We start from the raw sequence: 15902 nt of genomic DNA on the forward strand, positions 1-15902 counted from the left end.
TCAGCGAAACAGCGCGCCGGGGCCCTCGCACTCGAACCCGGCCGCCCGACAGAGGTCCAACAGCGTCGCCCCGTTGCTCGTTATTACTGGCACCCCCAGCGCGTCCTCCATCGACTCGACCGCCGACAGCGTGGGGTAGTTCGTACACGAGACGAAGACGACGTCGACATCGCTCGAATCGACCGTTTCGACCTGCTCGGCGGCGTTCTTCGGTGTGAGTGCCCCGATCTCCGTGTTGTCCTCGATCCCGAGCCCCGAGATCGAGACCACCTCGTAGCCCGCGGCCTCCAGATATTCCCGCTCGCGGGCGTTCAGCTCCTCGTTGTAGGGCGTCCGGACGGCGATCCGTTTCGCGTCGAGGGTCTCAAGTGCCCTGTCGACCGATAGCGCCGTCGCGACCGCCGGCCCGCCGACCGCCGCCGAGAGTTCCTCCTCCAGTTCGCGATCGAACCCGGGGCCGTGCAGCAGGCTCCCGGTCGTGCAGGCGTAGGCGACCGCCTCGACGTCGGCGTGCGAGAGGAGTTCGGCACACTCGACGACCCGATCGCTCATCGAGTCGAGGGCGTCCGCGGTGACCGATTCCAGCGGCATTCTACTGGTATGAACCGACACTTCCTCGGGGACGTATTTCGGGAACTCCCGCTCGACGGCGGTGTTCGAGGAGGGAATCACCGCTCCGAGGCGGTGCCACCCGCTCATTCGGCCACCCCGTTCTCGCGGTCGCGCTCGGCCAGTTCGGGATCGCGCTCGTCGGGGTCACCATGACCGCCGCCGCCGGGCGTTTTCACGGTGATCAGCGCCCCGGCGGGGACGTCACGGGTCGTCTTCGCGGGGACCGACTCCCCTGAGATCAGGTTCTCACCCGGCGTCCCGTCCTCGCCGCCGGCGAGCCCGCGGGGGCCGCGGCGCCGCCGCTCGGTCAGCAGCGAGACGGTCGCGCTTTCCTCGACGCGGACCGAACGGACGAGCCCCAGTCCGCCCCGGTGGCGCCCGCGTCCGCCGCTCCCCTCGCGAAGCGAGTACTCCTCGACGCGCAGCGGGTACTCGGTTTCGAGGGACTCGATGGGCGTGTTGAGCGTGTTGGTCATGCCCACCTGCACGCCGTCCATGCCGTCCTTCGTTGCCCTGGCGCCGAACCCGCCGCCGATCGTCTCGTAGTAGGCGAATTCTCCATCCCTCCCGCCGACGGTCAGGTTGTTCATCGTCCCTTGGCCCTGGGCGGGCACCCGGTCGGGTGCGGCCGTCGCGAGCGCGAGGAAGACGGTGTCGGTGACCCGCTGGCTCGTCTCGACGTTTCCTCCCACTACCGCCGCGGGCGGTCGCGGGTTCAGCAGCGATCCCTCGGGTGCACGCACCGAGACGGGCGCGTAACAGCCGTGATTCGGTGGGATCTCGGGGTCCGTGACACAGCGCACGACGAAGTAGACCGCACTCTTGGCCACCGCCAGCGGGGCGTTGACGTTGCCCGGGACCTGCTCTGCGGTCCCCGAGAAATCCACGTCGATCGACTCGTCTTCTACTATGACCGTCGCCGCAATCTCGATGTCCTCCTCGGTGATCCCGTCGCCCTCCAGCAGGTCGGTCGCCTCGTAGGTCCCGTCGGGGAGGTCGGCGATCTCCGCCTCGATTCGCTTGCGCGAATAGTCGATCACGGCGTCGAACCCCTCCCTGACTACCGCCTCGCCGTGTTCGGCAAAGAGGTCGTTCAACCTGTCTTCGGCGCGGTCGTTCGCCGCGAGCTGGGCGCGCAGATCCGCGCGGCGCTCGCCCGCGTTCCGGACGTTCGCGAGCAGGAGCTCCATCACGTCCTCGTTCGTCTCGCCCGCCCGCTGGAGGCGAACCGCCGGTAGTCGCAGTCCCTCCTCGTAGATCTCGCGGGCCCCCGCGGGCATGCTTCCCGGGGTCGAGCCGCCGACGTCGGCGTGATGGGCCCTCGAAACGGCGTAGCCGACGATCTCATCTCGTACCGTCAGCGGCGAGACCATCGTGATGTCGGGCAGGTGCGTCCCTCCAGAAAAGGGGTCGTTCAGGACGAAGACGTCGCCCGGACGTGGGTCCTTCTCCCGGACCGTCTCGACGGCCTCGGGCATCGCGCCCAAGTGAACTGGAATGTGCTCGGCCTGCGCGACCATGCGTCCCTCCCGGTCGAACAGCGCGGTCGAGCAATCCCGGCGTTCCTTGATGTTCGGGGAGTACGCCCCCGTAATGAGGACCTGTCCCATCTCCTCGGCGATGCTTTCGAGTTGGTTTCTGAGTATCTCCAGTGTGATCGCGTCCATCAGTCCTGCCTCCGTGCGGTGAGCGCTCCCGACGAATCGACCGTCCCGACCCATTCGGGGGGCAGGACGGTCGTGCTTTCGGCCTGTTCCAGCACTGCGGGCCCCACGACCCGCTCGCCGGGCGCGAGGCGATCCCGGTCGTAGACCGTCGCCTCCCGGCGGCCGGTCTCCGGGAAGTACGCCTCGCGCTCGCCGACGACGGGGTCGCCCACGCCCTCGTAGGCGATCTGCGGTGCCTCGCGGGGTACCGTCGCTGTCGCTCGGAGGTTGACGAGTTCGACGGCCTCGTCCATCCGATAGCCATAGGTCCGGTTATGAGCCGCGTGGAACCGCTCTTCGAGTTCCGCGGGGTCGAACTCGCTGAGGGGGACGGTGATCTCGAAGCTCTGGCCGACGTATCGCAGGTCGGCCGCCCGCTCGACCGCGGGCTCGCCGGTGGCGGTCTCCCCGCGGACTCGCTCCTCGAGTTCCGAACACACCGACTCGACCCCCGCCGCGTCGGCCTCTTTCAGTGGAGCGCGGTAGGTCCTGACGGCGTCGTGTTTCTCGTCGGCCGCGAGCAGGCCGAACGCGGAGAGCACGCCCGCGGGCCGCGGGACGACCACCCGATCGATGTCGAGCGAGTCGGCGAGCGAGACGGCGTGCATCGGGCCCGCGCCGCCGAAGGCGACGAGCCCGAACCCGCGGGGATCGTAGCCCCGCTCGACCGTCACCGACCGCACCGCGCGGGCCATGTTCGCGTTCGCCACTCGATAAACGCCGCGTGCGGCTTCGAGGGGACCGTCCAGCCCGGCCCTCTCGGCCAGGTCCGCGAGAACGTTCTCGGCAGCCTCGACGTCGAGGGTCATCTCGCCGCCGAGCGCCGTCTCCGGGCCGATGTAGCCGAGCACGACGTTCGCGTCGGTGACGGTCGCGCGTTCGCCGCCCTTGCCGTAGCAGGCGGGGCCGGGCTCGGCGCCCGCCGAGCGGGGGCCGACCCGGAGCGCTCCTCCCGAATCGACCCAGGCGATCGAGCCGCCGCCGGCGCCGACGGTGTTCACGTCGACCATCGGGGTCCCGATGGGGATGCCGTCGATCTCCGCGTCGGTCGTGCGCTCGATCTCGCCGTCGCGAACGAGACTCACGTCGCTCGAGGTCCCGCCCATGTCGAAGGTAACCAGCCCCGCCTCGTTTTCGACGGTGGCCCCCGCGCCGACGACGCCCGCCGCCGGCCCCGAGAGGGTCGTCGTGACGGCGTGCTCTCGTACCGTTTCTGCCTCGGCGGTCCCGCCGTTGGACTGCATGATCCGCGGAACGGGAACGCCCGCCTCCGCGGCGCGCTCCGCGAGTCGCCCGACGTAGGAGTCGATCGCGGGCCTCACGTAGGCGTCGACTGCCGTCGTCGACGTCCGCTCGAACTCCCGGAACTCGGCGAGCACCTCGCTCGAGGTCGAGACCGGAACGTCGAGCTCCTCGCGCAGTACCTCCGCGACCCGGCGCTCGTTGTCGTCGTGGGCGTAGGCGTGCAACAGGCAGACCGCGACGCTCTCGACCCCGTCATCGATCCGGTTGGCGAGTTCCCGTACGTCCCCCTCGTCGACCGGCTCCTCGATCCCCTCGGGGGTGGCGCGCTCGTCGAGTTCGTACCGGCGTTTCCGGGGGACCAGCGGCGCAGGTTTCTCGGCGTCCAGGTCGTAGAGGTCAGGCCGGGCCTGCCGGCCGATTTCGAGGACGTCACGGAACCCGTCGGTCGTCACGAGCGCCGTCTTTGCACCGTTCCGTTCGAGCAGCGCGTTGACCGAGACGGTCATCGCGTGGCTGAAGGCGTCGACCTCCTCGGGAGCGATCCTCGCGTCCTCGCAGGCCTTCTCGATGGCGGCCATCACGCCGACGCTCTGATCCGCCGTACTCGGTACCTTCGCCGTCGTGAGGCCGTTTTCAGTGTACAACGCCACGTCAGTGAACGTGCCGCCGACGTCGACCCCGATGTGTGTTTCGGTCATTCGTTCACGCTCCGAGTGCGCCCCGCAGGAACTCGACGAACGCTGGTAGGTTGTCCCGCAGCGTCTGGAGTCCGATGCCGATCACGACGAGCGTCACCACGGCTCCCAGCGCGTTCTGTATTCGGGTGTTGGTGTGCTCGCCGAGCAACGCGTCGTTGTTCATCGCGTAGATGAGGAAGACGGCGAGAACGGGGAGCAAAATCCCGTTCGCGACCTGCGCGAAGACGATCACCTGGACGGGGTCGTAGCCCAGCCCCGAGAACACCGTCCCGACGCCGAGGATCGTGAGCCAGATCGCACGAAACCGAGCGGATTTCAGGTCGACGTCCCAGCCGAGCGCCCCCGCGGTCGCATAGGCCCCCGCAAGCGGCGCGCTCATGGCGCTCGTAAAGCCGGCGGCGAACAGCCCGATCGCGAAGAAGGTCAGTGCGAACCCGCCGAAGACGGGTTCGAGCTGGTTGGCCATTGCCCCGACGTCGCCGATCTCGGTGCCGGCGGGGAACACGGCCGCAGCGGTGATAACTATAGAGAGGGTGATCGCGCCGCCGAAGAGGATCGAGGCGATCGTGTCGGTGCGACATTCTGCGAGGTCGTCCGGCCCACCCCAGCGCTCCTGGACCGTACTCGCGTGCAGGAAGAGGTTGTAACCCACGACGGTCGTCCCGATCAGTCCGGCGATCAGGTAGGCCGAGCCTTCGGGGGCTGCGGGGACGAACCCGCGAGCCAGCGCGCCGAGGTCGGGCCGCACCATGATCGCGTTCGCGACGAAGGCGAGGCCCATCACGATCACCAGCGCGACGAAGGTCCGTTCGATCAGTTCGTAGTTACCCGTCCAGAGCAGCGCCGCCGCGACCAGCCCGATCAGTGGTCCCCAGACGCTCTCGCTAACGCCGGTGATCGTCGCCAGCCCGGCCGCGCCGCCGACGATGTTACCAGTTTGAAAGGCCGCGGTGCCGATCCCGATCGCGCTCACGACGAGCACGACGCTCGCGGCCTTCGCGGTAGGGCTGTCGAACTCCCCCCTGAGCGCCTCGCCCAGCCCCGCCCGAGAGACGAGTCCCAGCCGGGCGCTCATCTCCTGGAGGACGATCGTTGCGATAACCGAGAAGGCGATCGTCCAGACGAGCACGTAGGCGTACTGAGCCCCGATGACGCTCGCAGTCGTTACCGTTCCGGGGCCGACGAACGCCGCCGCGATGATCGCCCCGGGGCCGATCGATTTCAGCCGGTTCCTCAATGTCATCCTCTCTCACTCATGCTATGGATTCACGAAGCCCGGTGAGGGTATCAAGCTTGTTGAGAGGCGTTCATACGACCTTCATCAGACGTGTGAACCGATCATTCGTTCACTTTTCGCTGGGTGAGCAGCGCCTTTGCGACTCCCTCCTCGATGTCGACCTCGAAGGGCAGGTCGGCCGTCGAGCGCTCGACGAACCGGAGCATGAACTCCTTGGTCGGTTCGGAGGGGAAGACGACGTGGTAGGTGTCGTTTTCGACCCCACGGACGGTCAGAAAGCCACACAGCGAGAGCCATTCGAGGACCTCGCCCAGATCGGCAAAGCGTTCGGCGTACTCGGCGGCGTGGAAGTCGGCTACGCGGTCGGCCGCGGCTTGGAACTCGGGATCGGGCTCGCCCTCGCGGTAGACGTGATCGAGAAAACAGTGCAGGAAATCCACGTCGAACAGGACGTGCTCGCCCGTCGAGAGCAGGCGGTGGTACTGCTGGAGATCGGCGCTCACGTCGGTCTCTGCGGCCTCGAGGTTCGCGGCGTAGAAGGTGAGCGCCCGGCGAACCACGGTGCTTTGGCCCTCGCCGGTCTCCGAAAGCAGGCTGTCGAGGGCGGTTCGTGAGTCCTCGTCGAGCGATACCGTCACGCGGTCGGTCATGGTGGATACTCGAAGTCGGCGGGGATATACCCTTAGAACGAGCCACGCCGGTAGAGAAAGAGGTCGATCCCCGTGAGCAGGAGTGCGAGCGCGAGGATGCCCCCTCCCACTGTCGGCGCGCCCAACGAGAACGCATAGAGTGCGACCCCGAGCAACAACAGGTCGAGAATCCCGATCATCAGGAGCATGCCGCCCAACCCGCCGCCCGATTCGTCCCCTTCCGACTCGGATCCGTCCGCGGTCGTTTCGCGGTTCACGCTCATGTCTTCCCGTTCGACCGGACGCTACTAACGGTTCTGCTCTACTACGTGGCCGTGCTCACGATCTTGATCACGTCGCCCTCCGAGAGCTCGTGACTCTCCCCGATTCGACGGTCCGAGCGGGCGTCGACGGCGTGGAGGTAGCCCTCGCCGATGTCCGAGTGGACGGCGTAGGCCAGATCCTTCGGCGTCGATCCACGGGGAAGCAGGAAGGCGTCGGGGAGGACGTTGCCCTGGCCGTCGGTCCAGCGCGTCTCGTTCTGGACCGGATAGGCCGTGAATCGGTCGAGCAGGTCGTATACTGCGCCGTCGAGCGCCGCCTGCACGCCGGTGCCGCCGTACTCGGCCATCGTTTCTCCGAGCTCCTCCAGTTTCCCCTGCTGGGCCCCGCTGAGCTCGCCGAGTACCTCGAAGTCCGGGTCGCCCGGATCGTACTCGATCAGTCCCGCCTCCGCACCCTTCCGCAGGGCGAGTTCGCCCTCGGCGGTGGTCGGAATCACGTGTCGGCCCCTCTCCTCGCCGGCCTCCCGAAGTCGCTCGATGTTCCCGGCGGGCGCGATGTCGGCCTTGTTCGTGGCGATCAGAATGGGTTTCGTCCGGGCGCGAACCAGTCGGGCGAGATCCCGTCTGTCCTCGTCGGTCCACTCGCGGGGGTTCTCGGGATAGTCGAGTTCGCGCAACACGACGGCGACGTCGGCCTCGCTCGCGCCGAAGCCCGTGAGAACGTCGGAAACCGCCTCGTCGATGTCGAAACCGGGCGAGCGCGACTGGCGCTCGACGCCCTCCCAGTTTCGCTCGACGATCCCCGCGAGCCAGCGATCCATCTCCTCCTCGATGAAGTCGATCTCCTCGACGGGGTCGTACGTGCCGATATCGACGGGCTCTCCCTCGGCATTCGTGCCGCCGGAGGCGTCCACGACGGTGATGATCGCGTCGGCGTTCGTCAGCGCGTCCAGAAACTGGTTCCCGAGCCCGCGGCCCTCGTGGGCGCCCGGAACGAGGCCCGCGACGTCGATCAGTTCGACCGGAACGTAGCGTTTCCCGTCCCGGCAGTTCTCGGTGTCACAACGTTCCTCGCGGGCGAGACACGGGCAGTCGGTGCGGACGTAGCTCACTCCCCGGTTCGGGTCGATCGTCGTAAAGGGGTAGTTCGCCATGTCGACCTCGGCACGGGTCGCGGCGCTGTAGACGGTTGACTTGCCGGCGTTCGGCTTGCCGGCGAGCGCGAGCGTGAGCATACTGGTGGTATCGGGGATCGAGGGAACTGCCTTTCGATGGTCGAGCGGGATCAGTCGTCGGCGTCGGCCAACGAGTCGCGCTCTCGCGTGACGAACGGTTTGGCCGTCAGGCCCTTCCGGCGCGCGTCGAGTTCCGAGAACCCGTAGACGACCGCGACCAGCAGCACGATCCCGACGGGGATGAGGACCAACTGCGGCAGGCCGGTCAGCCCGTAGAGCAGATAGCCGATCGTGGCAAGGGCGGCAGTGGTCAGCGCGTAGTAGATCTGGGTGCGGACGTGGTCGATGTGGTCCGCCCCGGCGAACGTCGAGGACAGCACGGTGGTGTCGGAGATCGGCGAGCAGTGATCGCCGAAGATCGCCCCTGAGAAGACCGCACCGGTCGCGACCGCAAGCATCTCCGAGGAACCCCCGGAGACCTCCCATGCGAGCGGGATCGCCACCGGCGTTACGAGCGCCATCGTCCCCCACGAGGTGCCGATCGAAAACGAGATGAAGCCCCCGGCGAAGAGGATCACGATCGGTAGCAGCGTCGGCGTGATGAATCCCGCGGCGATCTCGGTCACGTACGCGCCGGTTTCGAGCGCCCCGGCGACGGCCCCGATCGACCATGCCAACACGAGAATCGCGATGGCGTGCAGCATGATGCCGAACCCGTCGAGCACCGTCTCCATCCCCTCGTCGATCGAGAGGACGTCATACACCAACGAGAGCACGAGCGCGCTCGCGGCCATCGCAAAGGAACCCCAGACGAGCGCGCCCATGAAGTCCGCGCTCTCGGCCATGTCGATGGCCGACGCGCCGGGCGAGTAGCCGCTCCAGGCCACGCCGACGGCGACGACTGTCACCAGCGCGAGGATCGGCACCGTGAAGAACCGGACCATCGGCGAGTCGGTTTCGACGTCGCCCAGGTCGTCCTTCATGCTCTGAAGGGGCTTTGCGTCGTCGCGGTTCACCTTCCCCGTGCTCTGGGCGCGGTGTTCGGCGTCGAGCATCTCGCCGAAGTCACGCCGGGTGAGGACGATCACGCCGACCATGAGCAGGGCAAAGAGGCAGTAGAGGTTGTACGGCATGCTCCTGAGGAAGGTGAGGAACGCGGAGGGGGCGACGTCCGTGATCCCCGCGGCCTCGTAGCCCGTCTGGATCATGCTGATCTGGTAGGCGACCCAACTCGAAATGCCGAAGGTCGCGACGGGCGCGGCGGTCGAATCGAGCAGGTAGGCGAGCTTCTCGCGGGACATGTTCGTCTCGTCGGCGATGTCCTTCATCGAGGAGCCGACGATCGCGGTGTTGGCGTAATCGTCGAAGAACCAGACCAGTCCCAACAGCCACGTCGCGATTCCGACTTTCCGATGGGAATCGAGCCGACTCGTCGCGTAGTTCGCGACCGCGAGCGACCCGCCCATCCGCCAGATCAGCGCGATCCCCGCCCCCAATAGCGAGACGAAGACGATGATCTGGGCGTGAAAGACGTCCTCCCCGATCGCGCTCACGATCCAATCGAAGGTCTGGACGATCCCCAGACTCCCCGAGTAGATGATTCCACCCGACCAGATCCCGATGAACAGCGACAGTAGCGCTCGCCGGGTGATGATCGCCAGTGCGATCGCGATCAGCGGCGGTACGAGCGACAACGCCCCGAATTCGCTTCCGGTTGTCATACGTCCCTCTATTCAAGCCAGGTGTTAACACTTTCGACACCGATGAATCACCTTACTCTCACACATAATCGATGAAAACCGTACGGGCAACCATTATTTCTGTCGTTTAGTCCGTAGTACTCACAGTATGTCTCCGGGACGGGAGTCGCCGGTCGTACCGGTCGGCTTTTGCTCGAAAGGGTGCAAGCCGGGGTATGGCCACCGAGTTCCTCCCGCGCGACGAGCTCCTCGACCGGCTTCGCGACCACGCGTTCGATCGACCGCCCGCGATCGTCTGTAACGCCCACATAACGGGGCTGGGCGTCGCCCGCGCGCTCGCGGCCCACGACGTGCCCGTGATCGCAGTCGACCGCAACGGCGACGGGGTCGCGTCTTCCTCGGAGGCCGTTGCGTTCGCCGGGGAGGTCACGTACCCGTTTTCCGACCGTGAGGGCTTCCAGGAGGATGTCGAGGCGATCGCCGACGCCGTCGAAGGCGAGCCCGTCGCCTTCGGCTGTATGGACGAATGGGTTCACGCCTTCGCCGACGCCGAGCCCGCGGGCGTGCGCCTGCCCTTCGCCGAGAAACGCGTGGTCGATCGGGTGTTGGACAAGGAGTCTCTCTACGGACTCGCCGAGAAGCTCGACGTCCCCTACCCCGAGACCTACCGCATCGCGGGGATCGGCGACGAGTCGCCCGATGCCGCCGCAGCGCTCGGCGACCCCATCGAACCTGAGGAGGCCCTCGATCAACTCGAGTTCCCGTTCGTCCTCAAGCCCGCACGCAAACGTGAATTCGAGGAGGCGGTCGGGACGAACGTCATCGAGATCAGTAGTGAAAGCGAATACGCCGAGGTAATCGAAACCGCCCGCGAGGCCGATATTCGCGTGATGGCCCAGGAACGGGTCCCCATCGCTCAGGGGGAGGACTGTTCGCTCGCCTCGTACGTCCCGCCGAGCGGCGATCCACTCACCTTCGTCGGCAATCCGCTCGTCCGGTATCCCCTCTCGTTCGGCACCTCGTGTGTGGTCGAGCGGGTCGACCGGCCGGAGATCGAAGAGCGCGCCCTCTCGGTCCTATCGGAGACGGGATACTACGGGATCAGCGAATCCGAGTTCGTCTACGACCGCGAGCGAAAGGAGTACGTCCTGCTCGACGTCAACACTCGGCCCTGGAAGTGGATCTGCCTCCCCGTGGCGGCGGGCGCGAACCTCCCGATGGCCGCCTACGCCGACGCGACGGGCGCGGCGTACGAACCCACGGAGATCACGGACGCGCGCTGGGTCTACCTGCCTGACTACCTCGAACTGCTCGGGACCGACGAGAGCTTCGGGGACGTTCTCACCGAACCGCAGTGGACCGCGCTCGTCTCCGGGGCCTTCGAAGCCGGCGACGATCTGGCGACCGGCGTCTACTCGCCGTCGGATCCGAACCCGACCTACGACGTGATCCGAACGAAGTTCGGCTCGGTCGAGTACTACTGTTCCTGCTAGCGGATCCTTTTACTCCTCGGGATCGCTGCGCGACCCTCTCGGAGAAAAAATCTCCTCCATTGCCGGACTCCGTCCGGCAGGCGGTCAGAGCTTCGCTCTGACCACATCACCGATTCCGTTGGAATCCGGTTAGCAGCCAGAAACCTTCGATTTTCGGCGACATCGTAGGAGCAAATCACCTGCTAGCAACCAGACGCCGCTGGCGTTTGGTAACAAAAAGCCGGCGCGGCTCCGCCGCGCCGGCCCACTCCGTTTTCCCAGCAAGGGACTCGCAGCGCCCGATCATCTCCACGTTCAGTTCGATTTCCGTTCGCCGCTATCAAGCGGCTTTTGGCGGCGGCGTCCGACCTCCCGGTATGCCAGACGAGCGAATGGGGTTCAACCTCTTTACGATGAACTCGGTCGAACACGTCAGCGCCGGGTCGTGGCGCTATCCGGGCGACCAGTCGGCCCGGTACACGGACAGGGAGTACTGGACCGAACTGGCACGCACGGCCGAACGCGGCGGGTTCGACGCGATCTTCTTCGCCGACGTCCGGGGGATCTACGACGTCTACGACGACAGTCGCGAGATCGCCATCGAGCGCGCAGTACAAACGCCCTCGAACCACCCCCAGGCGCTGGTGCCCGCGATGGCCGAGGTCACCGACCACCTCGGGTTCGCGATCACGCGCTCGACGACCTATACTCATCCCTACCAGCTCGCCCGCGAGTTCTCGACGCTCGATCACCTCACCGACGGCCGAATCGCGTTCAACGTCGTCACCTCCTACCTGGAGAGCGCCGCGCGCAACCTCGGGCTCGACGAGCGCATGGGCCACGACGAGCGCTACGACCGCGCCGAGGAGTTCATGCAGGTCTGCTATCGCCTCTGGGAGGGCAGTTGGGACGACGACGCGGTCGTCCGGGATCGCGATTCGGGCGTCTACACCGACCCCGAAAAAGTGAGAGAGATCGGCTTCGAGGGCGAGTATTTCGACGTGCCGGGCCTTCACGGTTGCGAACCCTCGCCCCAGCGAACACCGGTGATCTATCAGGCCGGCTCCTCCGAGCGCGGGCGCGCGTTCGCCGCGCGGAACGCCGAGGCCGTCTTCACGAGCCAACCCACCGAATCGGGAGTGAGAGAGTACATGGCCGACATGCGAGAGCGTGCCGCTTCGCATGGCCGGGACCCCGATTCGCTGGATTTCTACATGGGGCTCGTCCCGATCGTCGGCGAGACCGAGGAACTCGCCCGGGCCAAACACGAGAGCTACAAGGAGACCATCGACGTGGAGGCGACGCTCGCGTTGCTCAGCGGCTTTATGGACATGGACCTTTCAGAACTCGACCCCGACCGGAAGCTCGAACACATCGAGACCGAGGCGATCCAGGGCGCAGTGAACGCCTTCACGAAGAGCGATCCGGATCGGGAGTGGACGGTGCGGGAGATGGCACAGTTCGCCGGGCTCGGAACGACTTCGCCCGTGGTGGTTGGAACCCCTGAGAAGATCGCCGACGCCTTCGAACACTGGTTCCGCGAGGTCGGCGTCGACGGGTTCAACGTCAAGGAGGTCGTTCGACCGGCGACGCTGCGGGACTTCGTCGACCTCGTGGTCCCCGAGTTGCGAGTGCGCGGGCTGGTTCGCGAGCAGTACGGGGACGAGACCCTTCGCGAGACGATGACCGGTCGGTCGGGACTCGCCGAGGATCACACCGGGAAACGCGAGGCGCTGTCGGGAATGGGCGTATAACGAAGCCGCCATCGGCACTTCGTCGACGTACTCGCCGTCGGTCGTGTAGTCCCCTCCCCGTACCGCCTGATCCGTGTGGGTGTCTACCTCCTCGCGGCTCTCCTCGAACGTCGAATACTGGGTAGTAGTATCACTGCGCCGAACCGTCCGGATCGGTCGATAGCCCCATGTTGACCTCGCCGCGCGCGCGGATCGTCCCGTCGACGATCCCGTCACGCGCGAGTCGGAGGTGTTCACACGAGACGTCGCCCCAGACGCGGGCGTCCTCGGCGACGGTGACGGTCCCGTTTCGGGTCGTGACGTCGCCGTGGACGATCACACCCGAGGCGACGTCGATGTCGCCGCGCGCCCGCAGGCTGCCGAAGATCTCGGTGTCTTCCCCTACACTGATCGATTCCGCCCGGACGTTGCCGTGGAGCCGGCAGTCCCGACCGATCTCGGCGGGTGGCGACACCCGCCAGGCGTCGTCCGAAACGGTCGCGCCCGTCGGGATCGTCAGCGGCTTCGGGCCCTCCTCCTCGTCGAACAGTTCCTCGACGAGCTCCTCGGCGGCGTCGTCCTCGCCCATTCGCAGCAGGTGGGTGAGGTACATGAACAGGAAGACGATGGTCGGCATCGGGTTCCGGATGACGATCCAGCCGCTGGCCTCGAACCCTTCAGCGATCTGAACGTCGTCGCCGATGTCCAGGTCCCCGCCGACGACCAGCTGGCCGTCGATCTCGATCCGCTCGCCGAGATACGCGTCCGCACCCACCAGCACGTTGTCCGCGACCGTACACCACGTATCGAGCCGGCAGTCGCCCTCGGCCTCGATGTGTCCACCGAAGTGGACGCGCTCGCCGGCGACGACGTTCCGTCCCCTGATCCCGAACTCGACGGTGCTCTGGGCGCCGACCAGCACGTCGCCGTCGACCACGAGGTCGTGTTCCTCCACGACGGTGCCGTCGGGGATCGAGAGCGCCGAGAGGGGGTCCGGACGGAGTGACACGCCTTCCTGTCCGCGGTCTTTCCCCTTAAACTTCGTGTGGGCGTCCGACGACCGTCAGACGACAGGATCTTGCACCTCGACGGCTTCCTCCCAGTCATGACGACGATCTCCATCGACGACGAGGGTGTCGACGTACTCTACGAGGGAACCGAGTTCCGCCTCGAACGCGAGCTGATCGAGGAGGCCACCGAGAAACGCTACTGGGACGTCACCGACCACGAGATCCTCCAGATCATCGAGCGCAACCCCGAACTCACCGGCGAACCCCGGCGCGTCGGCGACATCGTCCGGTAGTTTTTAGCCCGCCCCGTTCGAGCGACGCGTATGGATCTCGCCCGGTTCACCCATCCCGCCTTCCGGACCGCCGCCGGCACGCTCGCGGGCTACGGACTGCTCTTGCTCGTGATGACCCTCTTGCTCTTTCTCGTGCCGTACGCGATCTTCGCAGGGTTCTAGCGGACACCCCCTCGAACGGTCTTCGTACGACCAGACCTGAGGACGACACCCGATCAGACGGTTGCTACCGGTATCTGCTCCATCACTGTAAACGGAGGAATATTCACAGCGACAGAAGTATTTAATATTATAAATATCTAAAAATAAGTAAAATGCGAAATAGACGGCAGTTCATCGCAGCCGCCGCCGGATCGTTGGCTACTGTTGGCGCAATCACCGGAGTCGGCGCTGCAAGCGAGGACGAATTGACGAAAGAGGAGATCAACGCTGCTGTGCTCTCAGGAGCGGATAGAAATGGGGCCGATGGAGTCGAACAGGCCCTAATGGACCTCGGTCTTGATCCGACTGTCAAATCTGCAGCGCTCAGTGTGGCAGACCTCACTCAGTCGGCCGATGATCCCAGCGAGCAGTCAGGCACTTCTCCGGTCGTCTCCCCGGACTACGTTTATCGTAATCCTGACTACTCGGGATACGGTGGTCTCGGCGTTACGGTCGGTAGCAGTCCCGCGACTGCATGGAGCAAGGCGAAGCCGGTAGATCCGAGCAACTCGCTGTAGAGTAACCACGAAACATCGAACCAACTCCTTCAAATACACTCAAAATGACACGGAACGATCTCATCGACCCGCTCTACTTGAAGGCGATCTGTTCAGCCATCTTATCGGTGTCGTTTGCGGTGATGGCGGCACTCATTTGGGCGACCGATCCCATGGGAGCGATCATGTTTTTCCTCCTGTTCGTGTTCGTCCTCTACTCGTGTGTCTGTCTGGTCCGTGCGGGCTCCTAACGACTATATGACCGACCCTATCGATCGACGCCCCGCTCCAGCATCACGGAATCGTCCTCGGCACAGTCCCCCGCGATCTTCGCGGTTTTAGTTCGGCGTTCCCAGGGTGACCGAGTCGTCCTCGGCACAGTCGCCGGCGAGTTTGGCGGGGTTGCCCACGACCGTGCAGTTGCCGGGTACCGAATCGAGAACGACTGAACCGGCGCCGACGCTTGCGCCCTCGCCCAGCACGATCGGGCCCAACAGGGTCGAGCCGGCCCCGACGGTGACGCCGTCTTCGAGGGTCGGGTGGCGTTTCTCGTCCGCTAAGGAGTCCCCGCCGAGGGTCACGCCGTGATACAGCATCACGTCGTCGCCGATCTGGGTCGTCTCGCCGATCACGACGCCCATCCCGTGGTCGATGAAGAATCGTCGGCCGATCTCGGCGCCGGGGTGGATCTCGACGCCCGTGAGAAAGCGGGCGTAGTGCGAGAGGAGCCGACCGGCGAGGCCGAACCCACGGGTCCACAGCGCGTGTGCGATCCGATATGTCCAGATCGCGTGCAGGCCCGGATACGCCAGCAGGACTTCGAGCGTGCTCTTTGCCGCCGGATCCTTCGCCTTCGCCGTTCGTACGTCCTCGTGCAGTCTTCGGAGAACTCGAAGCATGTCGATCTCTGGGTACTATCGCGTGCAGAAGGGTAGCTGTTGTGGTGCCGGTCAGGCGAACGTCTTCGAGACCTCGTCGTCCTCGTCCTCGGCCTGGATCTTCGCCCACGCCTCCTCGAAGTCCTCCATTCGGACCTCGGTACGGTCGTCGCGGATGGCGAACATCCCCGCCTCGGTACAGATCGCCTTGATGTCGGCGCCGCTCGCGTCGTTGATCTCGTTTGCGAGCGCCCCGAAATCGACGTCCTCGGCGACGTTCATCTCCCGGGTGTGGATCTGGAAGATGAGCTCTCGTCCCTCCGCGTCGGGCTTGGGGACCTCGATGAGCCGGTCGAACCGGCCGGGCCGGAGGATGGCGCGATCGAGCATGTCGAAGCGGTTCGTGGCGGCGATGATCCGCACCTCGCCGCGATCCTCGAAGCCGTCCATTTCGCTGAGCAGCTGCATCATCGTGCGCTGGACCTCCGCGTCGCCCGACGTCTTCGATTCCGTGCGCTTGGAGGCGATGGCG

General features: G+C 65.9%; 17 protein-coding genes. 6 read left to right on the forward strand and 11 right to left on the reverse strand.

Annotated elements, in window-relative coordinates; translation table 11 throughout:
- From EAO80_RS03505 to EAO80_RS03540, 8 genes are all read right to left on the reverse strand, one after another.
- Window positions 1-699 (reverse strand): maleate cis-trans isomerase family protein, encoded by a 699-nt coding sequence (locus EAO80_RS03505; RefSeq protein ID WP_122088556.1) that lies wholly within the window; start codon window positions 697-699, stop codon window positions 1-3.
- Entirely contained in the window at window positions 696-2279 is a 1584-nt protein-coding gene (locus EAO80_RS03510) for a hydantoinase B/oxoprolinase family protein (RefSeq protein ID WP_122088570.1), read from the reverse strand. Before EAO80_RS03510 ends, EAO80_RS03505 begins: the two co-directional genes overlap by 4 nt.
- Window positions 2279-4261, reverse strand: a complete 1983-nt coding sequence (locus EAO80_RS03515; RefSeq protein WP_122088557.1) for a hydantoinase/oxoprolinase family protein — start codon at window positions 4259-4261, stop codon at window positions 2279-2281. The genes EAO80_RS03510 and EAO80_RS03515 overlap by 1 nt, the downstream gene beginning before the upstream one ends.
- Window positions 4262-4265: 4 nt before the next feature.
- Window positions 4266-5504 (reverse strand): Nramp family divalent metal transporter, encoded by a 1239-nt coding sequence (locus EAO80_RS03520; protein WP_122088558.1) that lies wholly within the window; start codon window positions 5502-5504, stop codon window positions 4266-4268.
- 95 nt (window positions 5505-5599) lie between these two features.
- Window positions 5600-6148, reverse strand: a complete 549-nt coding sequence (locus EAO80_RS03525) for a ribbon-helix-helix domain-containing protein (protein WP_122088559.1) — start codon at window positions 6146-6148, stop codon at window positions 5600-5602.
- A 32-nt stretch (window positions 6149-6180) separates the two neighbouring features.
- Window positions 6181-6411: a hypothetical protein gene (locus EAO80_RS03530; RefSeq protein WP_122088560.1), complete on the reverse strand. Its 231-nt coding sequence runs from the start codon at window positions 6409-6411 to the stop codon at window positions 6181-6183.
- 41 nt (window positions 6412-6452) lie between these two features.
- On the reverse strand, window positions 6453-7646 hold the full coding sequence (locus EAO80_RS03535; protein WP_122088561.1) for a redox-regulated ATPase YchF: 1194 nt from the start codon (window positions 7644-7646) through the stop codon (window positions 6453-6455).
- A 50-nt stretch (window positions 7647-7696) separates the two neighbouring features.
- A complete protein-coding gene (locus EAO80_RS03540) occupies window positions 7697-9307 on the reverse strand; it encodes a Na+/H+ antiporter NhaC family protein (protein WP_122088562.1) in 1611 nt (536 codons plus the stop codon).
- Between the two features lie 194 nt (window positions 9308-9501).
- Between EAO80_RS03540 and EAO80_RS03545 the strand changes: the two genes are divergently transcribed.
- Window positions 9502-10779 carry a carboxylate--amine ligase gene (locus tag EAO80_RS03545; RefSeq protein ID WP_122088563.1) on the forward strand — a complete coding sequence of 426 codons (1278 nt, stop codon included), beginning with the start codon at window positions 9502-9504 and terminating at the stop codon, window positions 10777-10779.
- A gap of 356 nt (window positions 10780-11135) precedes the next feature.
- Window positions 11136-12512, forward strand: coding sequence for an LLM class flavin-dependent oxidoreductase (locus EAO80_RS03550; protein ID WP_211330624.1), 1377 nt, complete (start codon window positions 11136-11138; stop codon window positions 12510-12512).
- Window positions 12513-12642: 130 nt separating this feature from the next.
- Here EAO80_RS03550 and EAO80_RS03555 read toward each other — a convergent pair whose 3' ends face one another.
- Window positions 12643-13500, reverse strand: a complete 858-nt coding sequence (locus EAO80_RS03555; RefSeq protein ID WP_122088564.1) for a polymer-forming cytoskeletal protein — start codon at window positions 13498-13500, stop codon at window positions 12643-12645.
- A gap of 96 nt (window positions 13501-13596) precedes the next feature.
- On the opposite strand from EAO80_RS03555, the gene EAO80_RS03560 reads away from it, so the two are divergent.
- From EAO80_RS03560 to EAO80_RS03565, 4 genes are all read left to right on the forward strand, one after another.
- Window positions 13597-13794 (forward strand): DUF5800 family protein, encoded by a 198-nt coding sequence (locus tag EAO80_RS03560; RefSeq protein ID WP_122088565.1) that lies wholly within the window; start codon window positions 13597-13599, stop codon window positions 13792-13794.
- Window positions 13795-13824: 30 nt separating this feature from the next.
- Entirely contained in the window at window positions 13825-13956 is a 132-nt protein-coding gene (locus tag EAO80_RS20565) for a hypothetical protein (RefSeq protein ID WP_281272986.1), read from the forward strand.
- A 152-nt stretch (window positions 13957-14108) separates the two neighbouring features.
- A complete protein-coding gene (locus tag EAO80_RS19400; RefSeq protein ID WP_162993849.1) occupies window positions 14109-14513 on the forward strand; it encodes a hypothetical protein in 405 nt (134 codons plus the stop codon).
- 44 nt (window positions 14514-14557) lie between these two features.
- Window positions 14558-14743, forward strand: coding sequence for a hypothetical protein (locus EAO80_RS03565; protein WP_122088566.1), 186 nt, complete (start codon window positions 14558-14560; stop codon window positions 14741-14743).
- Window positions 14744-14830: 87 nt separating this feature from the next.
- Here EAO80_RS03565 and cysE read toward each other — a convergent pair whose 3' ends face one another.
- Together cysE and EAO80_RS03575 are read right to left on the reverse strand one after the other, a co-directional pair.
- Window positions 14831-15391, reverse strand: coding sequence for a serine O-acetyltransferase (gene cysE / locus EAO80_RS03570; protein WP_122088567.1), 561 nt, complete (start codon window positions 15389-15391; stop codon window positions 14831-14833).
- A 51-nt stretch (window positions 15392-15442) separates the two neighbouring features.
- A partial coding sequence (locus tag EAO80_RS03575; protein ID WP_122088568.1) for an AAA family ATPase occupies window positions 15443-15902 on the reverse strand: 460 nt, incomplete at its 5' end.

This window comes from Halalkalicoccus subterraneus, from assembly GCF_003697815.1.
GTDB classification, from domain to species: Archaea; Halobacteriota; Halobacteria; order Halobacteriales; family Halalkalicoccaceae; genus Halalkalicoccus; species Halalkalicoccus subterraneus.